The organism is Dokdonia sp. R78006 (assembly GCF_042466145.1).
Taxonomy (GTDB): Bacteria; Bacteroidota; Bacteroidia; order Flavobacteriales; family Flavobacteriaceae; genus Dokdonia.
Map to the genome: position 1 here is coordinate 2495476 of NZ_JAXHBU010000001.1, position 19198 is coordinate 2514673.

At 37.6% G+C, this 19198-nt stretch carries 16 protein-coding genes; 14 read left to right on the forward strand and 2 right to left on the reverse strand.

The genetic code is table 11. The features are described from left to right. Positions 1-9: 9 nt before the first annotated feature. Positions 10-1425 (reverse strand): CCA tRNA nucleotidyltransferase, encoded by a 1416-nt coding sequence (locus SJY37_RS11145; RefSeq protein WP_298324274.1) that lies wholly within the window; start codon positions 1423-1425, stop codon positions 10-12. Between the two features lie 125 nt (positions 1426-1550). Continuing rightward, positions 1551-2111 carry an L-threonylcarbamoyladenylate synthase gene (locus tag SJY37_RS11150; protein WP_298324276.1) on the reverse strand — a complete coding sequence of 187 codons (561 nt, stop codon included), beginning with the start codon at positions 2109-2111 and terminating at the stop codon, positions 1551-1553. Positions 2112-2315: 204 nt separating this feature from the next. Between SJY37_RS11150 and SJY37_RS11155 the strand changes: the two genes are divergently transcribed. The 14 genes from SJY37_RS11155 (at position 2316) to SJY37_RS11220 (ending at position 19184) form a co-directional block, all read left to right on the forward strand. Then, a complete protein-coding gene (locus tag SJY37_RS11155; protein ID WP_298324279.1) occupies positions 2316-3071 on the forward strand; it encodes a Kdo domain containing protein in 756 nt (251 codons plus the stop codon). Between the two features lie 137 nt (positions 3072-3208). Next, positions 3209-4492 (forward strand): DEAD/DEAH box helicase, encoded by a 1284-nt coding sequence (locus SJY37_RS11160; RefSeq protein ID WP_298324281.1) that lies wholly within the window; start codon positions 3209-3211, stop codon positions 4490-4492. 182 nt (positions 4493-4674) lie between these two features. Further along, entirely contained in the window at positions 4675-5142 is a 468-nt protein-coding gene (locus tag SJY37_RS11165) for a heme-binding domain-containing protein (protein ID WP_298324284.1), read from the forward strand. 128 nt (positions 5143-5270) lie between these two features. Next, positions 5271-6479, forward strand: coding sequence for a DUF4856 domain-containing protein (locus tag SJY37_RS11170; RefSeq protein WP_298324286.1), 1209 nt, complete (start codon positions 5271-5273; stop codon positions 6477-6479). Between the two features lie 67 nt (positions 6480-6546). Beyond that, complete coding sequence (locus SJY37_RS11175) at positions 6547-7668, forward strand: imelysin family protein (protein ID WP_298324288.1); 1122 nt, start codon at positions 6547-6549, stop codon at positions 7666-7668. Positions 7669-7675: 7 nt separating this feature from the next. Continuing rightward, positions 7676-9055: an HTTM domain-containing protein gene (locus tag SJY37_RS11180; RefSeq protein WP_298324291.1), complete on the forward strand. Its 1380-nt coding sequence runs from the start codon at positions 7676-7678 to the stop codon at positions 9053-9055. Further along, positions 9036-11474, forward strand: coding sequence for a TonB-dependent receptor domain-containing protein (locus SJY37_RS11185; protein WP_298324293.1), 2439 nt, complete (start codon positions 9036-9038; stop codon positions 11472-11474). Before SJY37_RS11180 ends, SJY37_RS11185 begins: the two co-directional genes overlap by 20 nt. Before the next feature lie 242 nt (positions 11475-11716). Next, the gene (guaB, locus tag SJY37_RS11190) at positions 11717-13189 is read left to right on the forward strand and encodes an IMP dehydrogenase (RefSeq protein ID WP_298324296.1); all 1473 of its coding nucleotides are present in this window, start codon (positions 11717-11719) and stop codon (positions 13187-13189) included. A 156-nt stretch (positions 13190-13345) separates the two neighbouring features. Beyond that, positions 13346-14980, forward strand: a complete 1635-nt coding sequence (locus SJY37_RS11195) for a CTP synthase (protein WP_298324299.1) — start codon at positions 13346-13348, stop codon at positions 14978-14980. Positions 14981-15063: 83 nt separating this feature from the next. Further along, the gene (gene yidC / locus SJY37_RS11200) at positions 15064-16950 is read left to right on the forward strand and encodes a membrane protein insertase YidC (RefSeq protein ID WP_298324302.1); all 1887 of its coding nucleotides are present in this window, start codon (positions 15064-15066) and stop codon (positions 16948-16950) included. 187 nt (positions 16951-17137) lie between these two features. Continuing rightward, positions 17138-17647: an RNA polymerase sigma factor gene (locus SJY37_RS11205; protein WP_035337394.1), complete on the forward strand. Its 510-nt coding sequence runs from the start codon at positions 17138-17140 to the stop codon at positions 17645-17647. Continuing rightward, positions 17634-18077: a hypothetical protein gene (locus SJY37_RS11210; protein WP_298324308.1), complete on the forward strand. Its 444-nt coding sequence runs from the start codon at positions 17634-17636 to the stop codon at positions 18075-18077. Before SJY37_RS11205 ends, SJY37_RS11210 begins: the two co-directional genes overlap by 14 nt. A gap of 20 nt (positions 18078-18097) precedes the next feature. Next, entirely contained in the window at positions 18098-18634 is a 537-nt protein-coding gene (locus tag SJY37_RS11215; RefSeq protein ID WP_298324311.1) for a DUF4252 domain-containing protein, read from the forward strand. Position 18635: 1 nt separating this feature from the next. Beyond that, positions 18636-19184: a DUF4252 domain-containing protein gene (locus SJY37_RS11220; protein WP_013752431.1), complete on the forward strand. Its 549-nt coding sequence runs from the start codon at positions 18636-18638 to the stop codon at positions 19182-19184. Positions 19185-19198 lie beyond the last annotated feature (14 nt).

A 19198-nucleotide genomic window follows, 5' to 3' on the forward strand; every position in this document is an offset into this window, starting at 1 on the left:
AGACATTCTCTATTTAATGAGTTTTATATCTTTTGCTTTTTTGATCATAAAAGCAAGGGCAGCTTCCTTTTCGTTAGGGATTTCACCTTCTAAGATTGCCTCTTTAATTGCTTCCTTAAGTATCCCTATCTCACGACCTGGCTTAAGATTAAAAGCTTCCATGATTTCCTCTCCAGAAACTGGCGGCTGAAAGTTGCGCACGTGGTCACGCTCTTCAACTTCTTTCATTTTCTCACGTACTACTTTAAAATTGTTGTGGTACCTCTTAAAGCGTTTTGGGTTCTTTGTGGTGATGTCTGCCTCACATAGCGTCATGAGATCTTCAATGTGATCTCCCGCATCAAATATGAGTCTTCGTACAGCGCTATCTGTCACATGATCTTCTGAGATAACAATAGGTCGTGAACTCATAAGTACCATTTTTTGAACAAATTTCATTTTGTCATTTAATGGCATTTTGAGACGTTTAAATAATTTGTAGACCATTTTTGAGCCTACAAACTCGTGCCCATGAAAGGTCCAGCCTACTTTTTTTGAAAACTTCTTCGTTGGCGCCTTTCCTATATCATGTAGCAATGCAGCCCAGCGTAGCCAGAGATCATCGGTGTGTTCTGAGATGTTATCTACTACTTCAAGGGTGTGGTAAAAGTTGTCTTTATGTTTTTGTCCCTCTATCTCATCTATACCTTTCAAGGCCATAAGCTCAGGTAAGATATATGGGAGTAGTCCTGTTTTTTCCAGCAGTAAAAAACCTTTAGAAGGAGTAGGGCTCAACATTATTTTATTAAGCTCATCTACAATGCGCTCGTTTGTGATAATCTTAATGCGCTCTGCATTTCTAGTGATAGATTCTAGCGACGTGCGCTCAATCATGAAGTCTAGCTGTGAAGCAAAACGGATTGCACGCATCATACGAAGTGGGTCGTCACTGTATGTGATATCTGGATCTAAGGGCGTTCTTATAATCTTACGCTCAAGATCGCTTATTCCATCAAAGGGATCAATCACATCGCCATAACCGTTATCATTGAGTTTAATAGCAAGTGCATTTATAGTAAAGTCACGACGGTTTTGGTCATCTTCTAGTGTACCATCTTCTACTACGGGATTACGACTGTCTGTAGCATAAGATTCTTTACGAGCACCTACAAACTCAATATCCATATTACCAGAGCGTAACATAGCAGTACCGTATGTTTTAAATACTTGTACTTTAGGTTTGTTTGGTAAAATTTGCGATACTTTACGAGCAAGTGCAATACCACTACCTACAGCTACAACGTCAATATCTTTTACTTCTTTATTACGCTTTAAAAGGTAATCGCGTACAAATCCACCTATAACGTAGGTTTCTAGTTCGAGTGCATCTGCGGCGTTAGAAATATTGTTAAAGATAGGAAGGGAGAGTGCGTTCTTTAGATTCATTACTAGAATTTAAATAGAGGTAAAGGTGTGGATTTGGCACATTTTCGCGAAAGCGAGATCATGCCAAGCAATTTTTATAAAAATAGAGATAGGCTTACTTAATTAAAAGTAGGTACTTAAATGAATTATTCTCTAATGATGGTTACTTTACCATCTTCTGTAAGTTTTATAATTGCGCTAGGTTTAGTTGATGTGCGATCACGATCTAAATTCACTACATAATCTACACCGTCTATAATTTCTTGAGAAATCTCACTAAAACTTTGAGGAGTAGGCTTTCCAGTTACATTTGCGCTTGTAGAAACGATAGGTTTTCTAAACTTTTTAAGTAAAAAGTTACAAAACTGATTACGACATACTCTAAAGGCAGTGCTGTTATCTGGTGCAATCACGTTAGTAGCCACGCGTATAGGGTCATCATAGATGATTGTGGTAGGCTTTGCGGCATATTTAAGTATGTCATATGCTACCTCAGGAATATTTTCAATATACTGGTTAAGCATTTTAAAATCACTTACAAGACAGATAAGAGATTTACTCTCTGCGCGCTTTTTAAGTGCATATACTTTATCTACGGCATCTGGGTTTGTAGCATCACAACCTATTCCCCATACAGTATCTGTAGGGTAAAGAATAAGGCCACCTCTTTTTAAAACGGCTAGTGCTGCGTCGTGTTCTTGTTTCATCAAATAAATTTAACTGCAAAAATAACCTATTCTTTTTTTATTAGTATACTCTAAGGCACTTTGTAAAGGGAAGGATAGCAATTTTATATATTTGCGGGATATAATGTATTGATGTTTTATAGTAAACGACTGTAATCGTAAGATCGACTTCTTATGAATTTCTAACGCAACGAGATTAAATGCCATCTTAACTAACTCATATCTGTGAACATAGTTTTCTCAAAAAAATTTAAGGGTGATACAGAAGCAATCAAGCAGTGTATTACAGATTTTGATACTTCGGGTAAGAAGTTTGATGAGCGCAAGCGCAATTCTTTAAAGCTTTTTGAAGTAGGAGGAAGGGTGATTAATGTGAAGTCTTTTAAGGTTCCTAATCTTGTTAATAGAATAGCTTACAAATATCTACGTAGCTCAAAAGCAGCGAGATCTTTTGAGTATGCTCATAAGCTTTTAGAAAACGGAATTCTTACACCACAACCCATTGCTTATTTTGAAGAAGAAGGAGTGTTATTTGGGCAAAGTTTTTATGTGAGTAATCATCTCAACTATGATCTTACGTATAGAGAGCTATGTGAAGCATCTCCTTACTTAGGGAATAAAGATATACTAAGAGCTTTTGCAAGGTTTACGTATAGTTTGCATGAAAAGGGAATACACTTTCTTGATCACTCTCTAGGTAATACGCTCATTGTTATCACAGATAAAGGCTATGATTTTTACTTGGTAGATCTTAATAGGATGAAATTTGGCCCTATGGATTTTGAGACGCGTATGAATAATTTTGCACGTTTATCTCCACGTCCAGAGGATATTGCAGTAATGGCTGGTGCTTATGCAGCAGAGAGTGGTGATAATGAGAAAAAAGTATTTGATGCCATGCTAGCAGCGGTACAAAACTTCCAAGAAGCATTTTACAAAAAGAAACGACTTAAAAAGCGTTTAAAATTTTGGAAACGCTAGTGATTCTCAGATTCTCCTGTCTATAGGATGTCCATAATCACAACACTTTACTAATAGCGGAGTAAGTAACTAAATAAGCCCTACCTTCGCGCCCTTAAGGAAGTGACTACATATAGGTCATTTCACAAAACCTTTATATGTCATTTAAATCTTTAGGGCTCTCTGATGCCCTGCTCAAAGCTGTGAGCGAAAAAGGCTATACAACGCCATCACCTATTCAACAAAAAGCAATCCCAGTAGTACTTCAAGGCAAAGATGTTCTTGCAAGTGCACAAACAGGAACAGGAAAAACTGCAGGATTCACATTGCCTATGATCCATAGGCTCATAAATAACCCAAGACAAGGACGCCGTAAGATAAGGGCACTTGTGCTTACGCCTACAAGAGAACTTGCTGCACAAATACAAGAGAATGTATTAGAGTACAGTAAGTATGTAGATATTAAATCTATGGTCATCTTTGGAGGAGTGAACCAAAACCCACAAGTACGCACCTTACGTCAAGGCGTAGATATTCTAGTTGCCACTCCTGGTAGATTATTAGATTTACAAAACCAAGGTTTATTAAGCCTTTCTGATGTAGAGTTTCTAGTACTTGATGAAGCAGACCGTATGCTTGATATGGGCTTTATACACGATATTAAAAAAGTACTAAAAATGGTTCCGGCGAAAAGGCAGAACCTCCTTTTTAGTGCAACCTTTAATACAGACATTAAGAAGTTTGCTAGTAGCATTCTTACTAATCCTGTATTAGTAGAAGCAACACCAGAAAACACTACTGCAGAGAAAGTAGATCAAAAATCTTATAGAGTAGATAAGTCTCGTAAAACAGAAATGCTTATCAAATTTATAAGAGAAGGAAACTGGGATCAAGTACTTGTATTTACAAGAACAAAGCACGGTGCAAATAGACTTTCTGAAAAACTTGAAAAAGACGGAATCTCATCTGCAGCAATACACGGTAATAAAACTCAAAACGCGAGAGTGAAAGCACTTGCTGGTTTTAAGAGTGGGAAAGTACGCGTACTTGTAGCAACAGATATCGCAGCTCGTGGTCTTGATATCCCTTTATTACCTTATGTAATTAACTATGAGCTTCCTAATGTGCCAGAAGATTATGTACACCGTATAGGTCGTACAGGTAGAGCAGGAGCAAGTGGTCAAGCAATATCACTAGTAGGTGTAGATGAGGTAGAATACGTAAGAGGAATAGAAAAACTCTTAGGAGAAAAGCTACATAGCGAAGTATTAGAAGGTTTTCAGCCAACAGATACACTAGCGCAGATCAAAAAAGAAGCTGCCGAAAATAAAGCAAGACACCAGCAAGGACGTCGTAACTCACGTAATGGTGGAGCACGAGGAAAAAGTACTGGAGGAAGTAAAAGTTCTGATAGCAGAAATAAAAATTCAAGAAGACGTTAATAGTTTTCTTTAATAAATATGAAACCTCTTATCTGTATGGATAAGGGGTTTTTTTATGCTTTCGCGAAAGCGTATGTTAAGAAAACTTTATTATCCTTAAACTTATTTAGAATAATTAAAGATAAGGTTGTCTCTTTTTCAATTACGTATTATTTTTGCTGCATAATACAAACAACCATATTATGAAGATTCTTCGATATTTTTTGATCATTGCACTTATAGCGCTTGTAGTTATTCAATTTATTAGACCAGATAAGCAAGAAGGTAATTATCTCGCTATAGATGCATTTGAAACAGAAACTAATATGCCTGCAGAGGTGAGAGCGATATTCAGCAACAATTGTTATGATTGTCATAGTGGTGTAACCACATATCCTTGGTATGCAGATATAGCGCCTTTATCTTATTGGGTTAACGATCACATTGAAGATGGTAAAAGACATTTTGATGTGGAAGAGTGGAATAACTATTCCCTTAAGAAAAAAGACCATAAACTAGATGAGCTTATAGAAGAAGTAGAAGAGGGAGAAATGCCTTTAAAATCATATACATTGCTTCATGGAGACTTATCTGACGAAGAAAAAGAGCTTTTAGAAAATTGGGCAAAAGAAGCTCGAACCCAGATACAGAGGGAGATGGTGGTACAGTAAAACTAGCAAAAATCAATTTTAACACATTCTTATTCTTATTTATTCTAAATAAGCTTGCGAGAACGAGAAATGACTATTATTTTTGCCGTCGTAAACAAATTAACTATTTATATTAAGTCTAAATAAAAATGAAAAACTTCTTACCAATAGCATTAGCAATTACGACAATCGCCTTTACATCATGTGAAGATGACGATAGCCCAGTAATCGAACAAGAAATTGAAGTAATTGCACCAGCAACTTATTCTTTTGAAAGAAATGGAGAAAGCACAGTAAGCTTCTCAGGACAAACAACACGCATCGCAATGGCACAAGAAATTGTGAGCGAGATGAGCGACTTTGATAATGCTTCTATAGCATCATTAACAGACATGTTTGCAAATGAGAACAACCCTTTTGAGGATGCAGATTTAAATGCGTCTGACAAGAGTGTAAAAAGCAAAGTAGCTGCATCTACAGATTACTTTTCTACAAATGCAGCAGCCTCTGCTGAAATCAAAGCATATATAGAGTCACACTTCACAACACAAATAAATGAAGTATTTCCAGCTCAAAATACACAAGCTTCTATAGGTGTTGCTGGTCAAATAGCAGATGGAGAAAGCACTCGCTACGTTGCAGCAAATGGTTTTGAATATAACCAAGTAGTTGCAAAGAGTCTTATAGGGTCACTTATGGTAGATCAAATGCTTAACAATTATTTAGGTACAAACGTACTAGACGCTGGTACTAATGTAGCAGATAATGATACAGATGTACTTGTAGAAGGAGCAGTTTATACAGACATGGAGCACAAGTGGGATGAGGCTTTTGGTTACCTTTTTGGTAACAGTGCAGATCCAGCAAATGCAAATGCTACTATAGGTACAGATGATTTCTTTTTAAACAGATATTTAGGTCGTGTAGAAGGAGATGAAGACTTTGCAGGTATTGCTCAAGATGTGTTTGATGCTTTTAAACTAGGTCGTGCAGCAATTGTTGCAAAGGATTACGAATTAAGAGATGAGCAAGCAGAAATCTTAAGAACAAAAATCTCTGAGGTAGTAGGGATTCGTGCAGTTTATTACTTACAACAAGGTAAAAATGCGATAGAGGCAGGTAATTTTGGAACTGCATTTCATGATCTATCAGAAGGTTTTGGATTTGTATATAGCTTACAATTTACACGTAACCCTGATACAGATGCACCATACTTATCTAGAGAAGAAGTACAGGGAATCGTAAGCCAACTTACAGCTGGTAACGGACTTTGGGAAGTTACACCAGCAACCCTTGATTTGATATCAACTACGATAACAGATCGTTTTGACTTCACATTAGAGCAGGCAGGAAGCTAATAAGAAATAACACCTATTAACAGGGAGCCCATTGGCTCCCTTTTGGTGGTAAAAAGAAGAATTAACTATGAAAAAGATTTTTGGAATTATAGCAATTGCTTTGTTCTTTTATGCATGTGGTAGTGATGATACAACCATTACAACAGACGATAGTGGAACAGATAACACAGGTAACTTTGATCGTAGCGCGATGCTTACTAACTGGGCAGATAATATTATTGTGCCAGGTTATGTAGACTTTAGTGCAAAGGTAAATACGTTAGAAAGCGCAACAGCAGCATTTACTGCAGATGCTAGTGATCTTACCGCAGTGCGTGCCGCATGGTTAGACGCTTACAAAACATGGCAACGAGTTTCTATGTTTGAAATAGGCCCAGCCGAAACGGTTAACCTACGCCTTAATGTAAATATTTACCCAGCAAATGTAACAACCATAGAGAGTAACATTGATAACGGTTCTTATGATTTCGGACTTTCATCAAACCGCTCTGCCAAAGGTTTTCCAGCAATCGATTACTTATTATACGGTCTAGGAGTAGACGAGACTGCGATTCTTGCAGTTTATAATGGAGCAGAAGGAGCTGCTTACAAGCAATATCTTAATGATGTAGTTGCAGATATGAAGCAACTTACAGCATCAGTATTAAGCGAGTGGCAAGGTTCTTACAGAGCTGCATTTATAGAAAACGATGGAGCTTCGGCGACGGCGTCTACAGATCGTTTTGTAAATGATTACATATTCTATTACGAGAAGTTCTTACGTGCTGGTAAAATGGGAATTCCTGGAGGCGTATTTTCTGGTAATGTAGAAGTTGGCAATCTAGAAGCACTGTATGCAGGCAATCTTTCTAAAGAATTATTCTTAGCAGGTCTAGATGCAACTCAAGATTTCTTTAATGGAATAGCTTATAACACGAGCGCTCAAGGCGAAAGCTTATCATCATACCTAGATGAGCTTAACGCTATAGAAGGTGATATATTTTTAAGTTCGATTATTAATAATCAGTTTGATGTTGCACGTGCTTCTGTAACGGCTTTAGGTAGTTTTGAAAGCGAACTTTCTCAAAATCCTCCTTCTACATTCTTAGAGTCTTATAATGAAGTACAACGTCTTGTACCACTTCTTAAAGTAGATATGGTAAGCGCGATGAGCATTAGTATTGATTTTGCAGATGCAGACGGAGATTAGATCTTAGATGATACAACAAGTCAAAAGATATTTAAATACACAAAGAGAGGCCGCACCACTAGCGGTCTTTCGTGTGTCTTTTGGGTTGCTCATGTTTGCCAGTCTCATCAGATTTTGGAGTTACGGGTGGATTGAAAAATTTTACATTACGCCATCCTTCCATTTTACATTTTATGGTTTTGAGTGGGTGCGTCCTTTTGGGAATTATACCTATTTATTATTTGGGATATGTGTGTTGAGTACGATCATGATAACCTTCGGTTATAAATACCGTTTGGCAATCATTGTCTTCTTTTTAAGCTTTACTTACATAGAGCTCATGGATAAAACCATGTATCTCAATCACTACTACTTCATCAGCATGCTTAGTTTCCTGATGATTTTCATACCAGCTGGCTCTTATTTTTCGATCGATGCATTACAGCTTTCGCGAAAGCGTACAGCTACACCCATCCAGTTTGTGCCTCGTTGGACAATTGATAGTATCAAACTGCTGCTGGGGATAGTGTATGTTTATGCTGGCCTAGCAAAACTTAATAGCGACTGGCTTGTAAAGGCTATGCCGCTTAAAATCTGGTTACCTTCTAAATTTGATATTCCGTTTATAGGCGATTTGTTGGGTCAAGAATGGGTGCATTATGCTTTTAGTTGGTTTGGAGCAGGTTATGATTTATTTATTCCATTTTTTCTGCTCTGGCGCAAGTCGAGACCTTACGCATTTGTCATGGTTATTATTTTCCATGTGCTCACACGAGTGCTATTTCCTATCGGGATGTTTCCGTATGTGATGATAGTGAGCGCGTTGATTTTCTTTGACGCAGGTTTTCATAAAAAGATTATTTACGCTTTCGCGAAAGCGGTAAAATACCCACAACAGTTATTAGAAACTACAGAGCGTTTTACACCTAAAAATCCTAATCTAGCAAAGACTTCTGTAGTCATTGTTGTAGTATTTTTTGTAATCCAACTACTTTTGCCATGGCGCTATCTAGCATATCCTGGGGAGTTATTCTGGACAGAAGAGGGTTACAGATTCTCATGGAGAGTGATGCTTATGGAGAAATCTGGCTATGCACAATTCAAAATAGTAGACGGTGTGAGCGGAAAGCGATTTTATGTAGATAACACAGATTTCTTAACGCCACTGCAAGAAAAGCAAATGAGTTTCCAACCAGACTTTATTTTAGAATATGCTCACTATCTTCGCGACCATTTTGAGGGGCAAGGTCATCAAGAGGTAGAAGTCTACGTTGAGTCTTATGTTGCTCTCAATGGAAGGTTAAGTACCGCTTATGTTGATCCCAAAATGGATCTCGCGCAAATAGAAGATTCATTTGCTCATAAAAATTGGATTATACCATTTACAGATGAAATTAAAGGTTTATAGTACGTTATTATTGATTTTATGTGCTCTTTCTACGAGTGCACAATTTACATTTTCAGGTAAAGTAACAGACGCCACAGGTGCTGGTATTCCTGAGGTTGAGGTCTATGTGCGCCAGGCAAATATGGTAGTTACCACAAATGCTTCTGGGGCTTTTTCATTTGAGAATGTGCCATCTGGAAACTATGCCGTAGTTGTTTTTGGCTTTGCTTATGAGCTTGTGGAAGACCAGGTTTCTATTACAAGCAATGTGACTAAGAATTATACACTTCAAGAGCTAGGGGAATCACTTTCTGAAGTGGTGCTTACAAGTCGTCGCGAGAAGATTTTCGCTTTACGCTCACTTAAAAAAGTAGAGGGAACAGCAATTTATGCTGGTAAAAAGAGTGAAGTGGTGCTTGTAGACCAACTTACAGCAAACCTTGCAGCAAATGCACCTAGACAGATCTATAGTCAGGTAGTAGGGCTCAACATTTACGAGAATGGAGATGCTGGATTGCAACTCAATATAGGTGGAAGAGGGTTAGATCCTAACCGCTCTGCCAACTTTAATATTAGACAGAATAACTACGATATAAGTGCAGACGTTCTTGGATATCCAGAGAGTTACTACACGCCACCGGCAGAGGCTCTTAAAGAAATTCAAGTAGTGCGTGGTGCTGCATCATTGCAATATGGAACACAGTTTGGCGGATTGATAAATTTTAAATTCAGAGAGCCAGTAAAAGACAAGAAAATCGAATTGATATCGAGACAGACTGCGGGTTCTTACGGGTTACTTACTTCCTTTAATAGTCTAAGTGGTACGGTGGGGAAATTCAGTTATTACACCTACTTCAATTACAAAGAAGGAGATGGTTGGAGACCTAACTCTCAGTTTAATAGCCGTAATTACTTTGCGCACGCAGCATACCAGCTTAGTGAGAATACTAAAATAACTGGAGAATTAACCTTGTTTAATTATCTAGCCAAACAGGCTGGAGGTCTCACAGACGCTCAATTTATAGAGGATCCTAACTTTAGTAACCGTGATCGCAATTGGTTTGATGTAGACTGGAAAGTATATTCTTTACGCCTAGATCACGCCTTTAGTAATAAAACAGATTTTAGTTTAAATGTGTTTGGACTAGACGCACAACGTAGTGCAGTAGGTTTTAGAACCAATAGAGTATCACAGCCAGATGATCTAGAAGAACCTAGAGAACTTCTTGTAGATAGCTTTACAAATTGGGGTGCAGAAGCACGCTTGCTTACGAGATATAAGATAGGAGAGAAGGATGCCGTTTTCTTGATAGGAAGTAAATATTATGATGCAAGTAACAGTCAGCAGCAAGGGCCTGGAACTACGGCTGCAGATGCAGATTTTAGTTTTGCTACAGAGCAGTTTCCTAATTATGATCGTCAATCTGAATTTGATTTTCCTAATAGAAACCTAGCTATTTTTGGGGAAAACATTTTTAATGTTACAGACAGACTTTCTATAACTCCAGGTTTTAGATATGAGCAAATCAAAACGGAGAGTGCAGGCTCTTTTAATAATGTAGTTGTTGACCTAGCGGGTAATTTACTTGTAAATGAGGATATAGCAGATAATAGAGTTTTTGACCGTGATTTTTTACTGTTAGGTGCAGGCGTAACATATGATCTATCTCCAGCAGTTGAATTGTACGGGAACTTTAGCCAGAATTATCGTTCTGTTACATTTAATGATATTAGAATTACAAATCCATCATTTGTAGTTGATGAAAATATAACTGATGAGGAGGGATTTACCGTTGACTTAGGGGCTAGGGGTCGTATAGACAACAAGTTTGCTTATGACTTTAGTTTGTTTGGTGTGCGATATGATGACCGCTTAGGGGAAGTGCTTTTTGAAGATACAGATAATAGTATAAAGAGACGTCGTGGCAACATAGGAGATGCATTTATTTACGGCCTAGAATTTTTTACAGATTGGAATATAAAAAACACATTTTTTGAAGACCAATCAAATTATAAACTTAAGCTCTTTACAAACCTAGCGCTTACAAGCTCAGAATATTTAAGCTCTGATGCAAATGGTGTAGAGGGTAATGAAGTAGAGTTTATTCCAGGTGTAAACTTTAAAACTGGGGTAAATTTTGGATATAAAAACTTCACAGGAAGTGTGCAGTACACATATCTTACAGAGCAATTTACAGATGCGTCAAATGCACCACAAGATGTAAATGACAATCAGCGTGGTATAGAGGGAACAATACCTTCATACGGTGTACTAGATATTTCGGCGGCATATACTTGGAAGCGTTTTAAACTAGAGGCTGGATTAAATAACGCACTAGATGAGTCTTACTTCACGAGACGTGCTACAGGATATCCTGGCCCTGGGATTATACCAGCAGAACCGGTTACTTTTTATACGACGTTACAGATTAAGTTGTAATTATTCGTTAAGTAGTCTTAACGGGGGGTTGTGAACTTTAAATAAGGGACTATTTTTTGGCTTCAGCTAGAGGGTGCTCATTGTATAATATAGGTTGCAGTTCTTAAATATGATTTTTGACTCGCAAGGTTTACATATTATCTGTATTTTTGCACGCAATTAATTGTTAGCGTGGATTTATAGTTTATTCGCTTTCGCGAAAGCGTAATAATCCACTCTCACTTCTTAAAACAATAATTGCGATGACTGCACACGAGAATAAAATCTTAGGAGAAGGACTTACGTACGATGACGTACTATTAGTACCAGCATTTTCTGAAGTACTTCCAAGAGAGGTTAGTATACAATCAAAATTTACCCGAAACATCACACTTAATGTGCCTATTGTCTCTGCGGCAATGGACACAGTGACAGAAAGTCGTATGGCAATTGCAATAGCGCAAGAGGGTGGAATAGGCGTGTTGCATAAAAATATGACTATCGAGGAGCAAGCGATTAAAGTGCGCAAAGTAAAGCGTGCCGAAAGTGGAATGATTATCGATCCAGTTACATTACCTCTTGAATCAAATGTAGGCGATGCAAAAGCAGCTATGAAGGAGCATAGCATCGGAGGTATTCCTATTGTAGATGACGCCGGGAAATTGATAGGTATCGTGACCAACAGAGATTTACGTTTTGAGAAAAATAATGATCGTCCGGTAAGCGAAGTAATGACTTCAGAAAACCTTGTTACAGCTGCCGAAGGAACGTCACTACAACAAGCAGAAGAAATTCTGCAAAATCACAAAATTGAAAAGCTACCTGTAGTTACAGATAGTAATACACTTATAGGTCTCATCACTTTTAGAGACATCACAAAACTTACCTTAAAGCCTAACGCAAATAAAGACATCTATGGTAGACTGCGTGTTGCAGCTGCGATAGGTGTAACTGGAGATGCTGTTGAGCGTGCAGGTGCATTAGTAAAAGCGGGAGTAGATGCTATTGTTATAGATACTGCTCACGGTCATACTAAAGGGGTGGTGGAAGTGCTTAAGGCAGTCAAAAAAGAATATCCTACACTAGATTGTGTAGTAGGGAACATTGCTACTGGAGCTGCTGCAAAGTACTTAGTAGAAGCTGGAGCAGATGCAGTTAAAGTTGGTATTGGTCCAGGATCTATATGTACTACGCGTGTAGTGGCAGGTGTTGGTTTTCCACAATTTAGCGCAGTACTTGAATGTGCAGCCGCTATCAAAGGATCTGGAGTTCCAGTAATTGCAGATGGTGGTATACGTTACACAGGTGATATCCCTAAAGCAATTGCTGCAGGAGCAGATTGTGTGATGCTAGGATCATTACTTGCAGGTACTAAAGAATCTCCAGGAGAGACTATCATCTATGAAGGGCGTAAGTTTAAATCATACCGTGGTATGGGTTCTGTAGAAGCAATGAAACAAGGATCTAAAGATCGTTACTTCCAGGATGTAGAGGATGATATTAAAAAACTAGTCCCAGAAGGGATTGTAGGTCGTGTACCATATAAAGGCGAACTTAATGAGAGTATCCACCAGTTTGTAGGTGGTCTTAGAGCTGGAATGGGGTATTGTGGAGCTGGAAGTGTAGATGCACTAAAGGAAAATGGACAATTTGTAAAAATCACGGCTAGTGGTATTAATGAAAGCCATCCACATGATGTAACAATCACAAAAGAAGCACCTAATTACTCTAGATAAATAGGCCGCTTTCTACAAAGCAAAACTTAAATTACAAAAGGCAATCCAGCTTAGGATTGCCTTTTGTTTTGATTAAATAAACGGGTCAAGTGTCTTAAAGTCTCCTTAAAATCTTGTACTTTTACACCCCGTAAACGAACTACAGAAAAACCTTCAATGGCATCTACAAAATACATCTTCGTAACGGGCGGAGTTTCTTCTTCTCTAGGTAAAGGTATCATCGCTGCATCGCTAGCTAAATTACTTCAAGCCAGAGGCTATAGAGTTACTATCCAAAAATTAGATCCTTATATAAATATTGATCCAGGTACTTTAAATCCTTACGAGCACGGTGAGTGTTATGTAACAGATGACGGTGCAGAGACAGATCTTGACCTAGGTCACTATGAACGTTTTCTCAATGTTCCTACATCACAAGCAAATAATGTCACTACAGGTCGTATCTACCAAAGCGTTATCGATAAAGAGCGTCGAGGAGAATTCCTTGGTAAAACGGTTCAAGTAATTCCTCACATTACAAATGAAATCAAGGAGCGTATCCAGATTTTAGGTAAAAGTGGAGATTATGATATTGTTATTACAGAAATAGGTGGAACCGTAGGTGATATTGAATCACTTCCATATATAGAAAGTATAAGACAACTTAAGTGGGAGCTAGGAAAGCAAAATTCGCTAGTGATTCACTTAACACTTATTCCATTCCTTGCAGCAGCAGGAGAGCTTAAGACTAAGCCTACGCAACATAGTGTAAAAACACTTATGGAAAGTGGTATCATGGCAGACATCTTAGTATGTCGTACAGAGCATGAACTAGGGTATGAGCTTAAAGCAAAACTTGCTCGTTTCTGTAATGTAGAGCAAGAAGCAGTTATAGAGTCTATAGATGCAAGTACTATTTATGATGTACCTAATCTTATGTTAGAAGAAGGACTTGATGTTATCTCACTTAAGAAACTAGACCTTCCTGATACAACACAACCAGAGCTTACTGGATGGAATGAATTTCTTGCAAAACATAAGAACCCAAAATCTACAGTTACTATTGGATTAATAGGAAAGTATGTAGAGTTACAAGATTCTTATAAATCTATACTTGAATCGTTCATTCATGCAGGTGCAGAAAATGAGGTGAAAGTAAAGATAGAAAGTATACATAGTGAGCATATTACTCCAGACGTCATCAAAAATAAAATAGCAAAACTAGATGGTGTTCTTGTGGCGCCAGGTTTTGGAGAACGTGGTATTGAGGGTAAAATCAAAGCGGTACAGTATGCTAGAGAACATAAAATTCCATTTTTAGGAATTTGTCTTGGTATGCAAATGGCAGTGATAGAATATGGTAGAAACGTTTGTGGTCTTGAAAAAGCAAACTCTACAGAGATGGATGCAAATACTCCGCATCCAGTAATTGGTTTAATGGACGAGCAAAAAAACATCACAGAGATGGGAGGTACCATGCGTTTGGGAGCTTGGGCTTGTAAACTTGAGCCTAACAGTATTGTGAGTGATGTTTACGGTGAAGAAGTTATTATGGAGCGTCACCGTCATAGATATGAATTTAACGATGTATACCGCGAGCAGCTTGAAAAAGCTGGCATGAAAATCACAGGGACAAATCCAGACACTGGACTTGTAGAAATTATAGAATTAGAAGACCATCCATGGTTTGTGGGAGTGCAATATCACCCAGAATATAAGAGTACTGTATCAAATCCACATCCATTATTTGTGGCATTTGTAAGAGCAGCTGTAAGTTATGCTCAAGATAGTACGCGTGCCACTATGTCATAAATTATAATAATGGAGGCAGAATTGCTTTGAGAAAATCACGCTTTCGCGAAAGCGTAATAAAAAACACTACCTAAATACAATTGATGAAAAAGAACTTCGACACAAATTCTCTTATCGGAATGCTCCTAATGGGAGGGATTCTAGTATGGATTATCTATTTTAATAAGCCTACTCCTGAAGAAATAGAAGCACAAAAAGCAGCACAAACAGAACAACTTCAAGAAACCGAAGAAGATGTTGCTTCACTACCAGTAATGGATGCTACGCCTGCAATTGCGACCGACTCTTTAAGTAATGTAGCATTACAAAATAGATTAGGAACATTTGCTTACTCTGGTTCGCTCCCATCTGCAAAGGAAGGAGCAACCACTACAATTGCAAATGATGTATTGGAGCTTAAAGTAAGTAATAAAGGAGGTTATATTACACAAGTAAAACTGCTTAAACACAGTACTTTTGACTCAATTCCGGTATACCTTATTAAGGATGGTAATAGCCAATTTAATGTAAGCTTTAGTACGGCAGATAATCGTAATCTTAATACAAAGGATTTATTTTTTGAGCCTACCTTATCAAAAAATGGTGGGAATGATGTCCTGTCTATGAAGCTTAAGGTGTCTCCAAGTGAATACTTAGAGTATCGTTATGAGCTTAAAGAAGGAGATTATATGATGGATTTTGGGATGAAGTCTCAAGGACTTTCTTCTCGTTTAAATACGTCTAACCCTATGCGCATGCAGTGGGACTTTAAAGGAATGCGTCACGCACGTAGCCAGTCTTACGAAAACAGATACACACGTCTTACTTATAAATATGAAGAAGATAAGACAGATAAGTTATCTCCAGCAGGAGATGACGATGAGATAGAAGAAGATCTTGTGTGGATGAATTACCGCCAGCACTTCTTTAGCTCAATGCTTATTTCTGAGACTCCATTTAAAGAAGCAAGATTATCATCTACCGATTTATATAAGGAGGCAGATGACAGAGATGAGGCAACTATTTTTACAAAAGAATACAAGTCTGATGTATTGCTAGAAGCAAAAAATGGAGAGATAGACTACGCCATGCAGATGTACTATGGTCCTACAGATTATACTATTCTAAAGTCTTATGATCAGGGCCTAGATGAAGCAATGCCATTAGGATGGGGAATCTTTGGGTTCTTGAACAAATACTTAGTAATTCCGTTTTTTGCATTCTTAACTGGATTTTTACCAGCGGGAATCGCAATTATCGTAATGACTATTTCAATCAAGTTATTGTTGTCTCCAGTACAGTACAAGCAATATACTTCTCAGGCTAAGATGAAAATCTTAAAACCAGAGATTGCAGCAATTTCAGAGAAGCATAAGGACAATGCAATGAAGAAGCAGCAGGAAACAATGGCGCTTTATAGCAAAGCAGGGGCAAGTCCCGCCGCAGGTTGTTTACCGGCTTTATTACAGATTCCTGTGTTTTATGCATTATTTACGTTCTTCCCATCTGCTTTTGATTTAAGAGGAAAGAGCTTCTTATGGGCAGATGATTTATCTAGCTATGATGAGATTGCAAAGCTTCCGTTTGAAATTCCTTTTTATGGAGATCACGTGAGTTTATTCCCAATACTTGCAGCAGTTACTATTTTCTTCTCAATGAGATTAACCACAGGTAACCAGCAAATGCAACAGCCTACGCAAGAAGGAATGCCAGATATGAGTAAGATGATGAAGTACATGATGTATTTCTCTCCACTACTTATGCTTGTTTTCTTTAACCAGTATGCAAGTGGATTGAGTTTGTATTACTTCATATCAAACCTTCTTACGATTGGTATTATTTTGGTAATCAAAAACTTCATTATCGATGAAGAGAAGATTAAAGCAAAAATTGAAGTGAAGAAAGCTAAGCCTAAAAAGCAAGGTAAATTTGCTAAGAAAATGCAACAGATGATGGAGCAGGCAGAGCAACAACAAAAAGGAAAGAAATAATACACCTTAGTATTACTACTTCATAATTACTTAGAAATCCCGTCTTTATTGAGACGGGATTTCTTGTTTTTATAGATTAGTTGTTTGTGTTTGTATCACGTTTTCGCGAAAGCATAAAGAAAATTCTTATTCTCATTGTAACAAAAGTAATACTGCTTCGTCTTCCTTATAACTAACCAATTAATCGATGGACCAACATACGTTCATAAAACTTGTAACTCCTTTTAAGGATAAAGTGTACCGCGTTGCAAAGCGGTTACTCGTATCTGACGATGAAGCTCAAGATGCTACGCAGGAAGTACTACTGCGTTTATGGACAAAGAGGTCCGACATAAAAAAATATCGAAGTGTTGAAGCATTTGCGATGACGATGACAAAAAATTATTGCTATGATAAGCTTAAAGCAAAAGGAAGCAATAATCTTAAAATCGTTCATAACAATTATGAAGATCACTCAGGAAATACGAGTAAGCATATAGAAGTTGCAGATGAGGTAGCTTGGGTTTTTAAACTCATGGAAGATTTACCAGAGCAACAACGACTTATTGTACAAATGAGAGATGTAGAGCAAATGGATAACGCAGAGATTGCTGTGATACTCGAGATGAATGAAACTGCTGTAAGAGTAGCTTTATCTAGAGCTCGCAAAAAACTAAGAGAAGAATTGATTAAAAAACGAAACTATGGAATCTCATAATATAGAGAAGCTACTAGATGGTTACTTTGAAGGAGCAACTACGCTTAAGGAAGAGCAGGAGTTGAGAGCTTATTTTACAAGTGATCATGTGGCGCCACACTTAGAAGAATATACTAGCATGTTTACGGCATTTAGTGTTGCCTCAAAGGAAACATATGATGCACCAATAGTGCTACCTCAAAAACAACGGTCAACATCTATTTACAGATTTGCAGCCAGTGCTGCAGCAGCAGTTATTGTGGGGTTAGTATTATGGACGCAAAGTACTCAAGTAGATGCTAGTATTTCTACTAACTATGAGAATGAAGAACTAGCCATCTTAAAAACAAAACAAGCACTTGGGATGATGTCCCAAATGATTAATCAAAGTACGACACAGCTGGAGGTGGTACAAGAATTTGATAAGGCATCCAGCACTTTATTTAAATAAAAATTCAAATTAAAAATATTATGAAAAAGTCAATAATGTTAGTGGCATTTGCCCTCGTAACCTTAGTAAGTTACGCACAGAGTCCTTTTGATAAATACGAGGATGTAAAAGGAGTTACCTCTATTGTAATGAATCAAAAGATGTTCAAGCTGCTTAGTAAAGTAGATCTCAACTCATCTGACCCAGAAATGCAAAAGTATATCAACCTTGTAGATAATCTTGAGAATGTAAAGATGTACACAAGTGCAAATACAGGAGTAATGGATCAGATGAGCGGTACGATGAAGAGCTATATTATAAGTAGCAATCTTCAAGAGTTAATGAGAGTAAAGGACGATGGTAAAAATGTAAAATTTTACTACAAAGAAGGAAGTAGTGAAGATTATGTAAAAGAATTTGTAATGTTCTTAAGCGGAGATATGGAAGGTGAGAAACGTGCTGTATTCTTTCAAGTAACAGGAAACATTGATCTCAAGCAAATCTCAAAACTTGCACAAGATTTAGACTTTAAAGGTAGTGATGCTCTTAAAGAAGTAGGTAACGCAAAAAAATCGTAAGATGAACACATTTATAAAAGTAACCATCACTGCAGTGCTAGCTGTTGTTACACTAGCCAGTTGTAGTAATAAGCAGTCTTTGCAAGAATATTATGTAGACAATCAAGAGAATGGTGATTTCATTCTTGTAGATGTACCTACAAGCCTACTTGGTAAGAATGTAGAAGCATTAACAGAAGAGCAACAAAAGGTTTTTAAGACCGTGCGTAAGATCAATCTTATGGCATATCAAACAAAATCTGGAGACACTGCAGCCATGCAGATAGAGCGTGATAAAGTAAAAGATATCCTTACCTCAGATGATTATGAAGAGCTTATGAAAGCTTCTGGAGATATGGGCCAAATGCGCCTTTATTTTAAGGGAGAAGAAGAGGCTATCGACGAAGTAATTTTCTTTGGTGCAGATGACAACAAGGGATTCGTTCTAGCTCGTCTGTTAGGTAATGACATGAATATAGGAGATATGATGCGTATGGCAGAGTCACTTAACAAAAGTGATATAGACGTATCTCAGTTTGGTAGTATTATGGAAGTTTTTGAAAATCAGTAATGATCAAAAAATGT

Bases quoted from the DNA above. Each gene is read 5' to 3' on its own strand.
- SJY37_RS11145 (WP_298324274.1), bottom strand. From the start codon at position 1,425: ATGAATCTAAAGAACGCACTCTCCCTTCCTATCTTTAACAATATTTCT.
- SJY37_RS11185 (WP_298324293.1), top strand. From the start codon at position 9,036: ATGAAATTAAAGGTTTATAGTACGTTATTATTGATTTTATGTGCTCTT.
- SJY37_RS11165 (WP_298324284.1), top strand. From the start codon at position 4,675: ATGAAGATTCTTCGATATTTTTTGATCATTGCACTTATAGCGCTTGTA.
- SJY37_RS11195 (WP_298324299.1), top strand. From the start codon at position 13,346: ATGGCATCTACAAAATACATCTTCGTAACGGGCGGAGTTTCTTCTTCT.
- guaB (WP_298324296.1), top strand. From the start codon at position 11,717: ATGACTGCACACGAGAATAAAATCTTAGGAGAAGGACTTACGTACGAT.
- SJY37_RS11150 (WP_298324276.1), bottom strand. From the start codon at position 2,111: ATGAAACAAGAACACGACGCAGCACTAGCCGTTTTAAAAAGAGGTGGC.
- SJY37_RS11160 (WP_298324281.1), top strand. From the start codon at position 3,209: ATGTCATTTAAATCTTTAGGGCTCTCTGATGCCCTGCTCAAAGCTGTG.
- SJY37_RS11210 (WP_298324308.1), top strand. From the start codon at position 17,634: ATGGAATCTCATAATATAGAGAAGCTACTAGATGGTTACTTTGAAGGA.
- yidC (WP_298324302.1), top strand. From the start codon at position 15,064: ATGAAAAAGAACTTCGACACAAATTCTCTTATCGGAATGCTCCTAATG.
- SJY37_RS11175 (WP_298324288.1), top strand. From the start codon at position 6,547: ATGAAAAAGATTTTTGGAATTATAGCAATTGCTTTGTTCTTTTATGCA.
- SJY37_RS11180 (WP_298324291.1), top strand. From the start codon at position 7,676: ATGATACAACAAGTCAAAAGATATTTAAATACACAAAGAGAGGCCGCA.
- SJY37_RS11170 (WP_298324286.1), top strand. From the start codon at position 5,271: ATGAAAAACTTCTTACCAATAGCATTAGCAATTACGACAATCGCCTTT.
- SJY37_RS11205 (WP_035337394.1), top strand. From the start codon at position 17,138: ATGGACCAACATACGTTCATAAAACTTGTAACTCCTTTTAAGGATAAA.
- SJY37_RS11215 (WP_298324311.1), top strand. From the start codon at position 18,098: ATGAAAAAGTCAATAATGTTAGTGGCATTTGCCCTCGTAACCTTAGTA.
- SJY37_RS11220 (WP_013752431.1), top strand. From the start codon at position 18,636: ATGAACACATTTATAAAAGTAACCATCACTGCAGTGCTAGCTGTTGTT.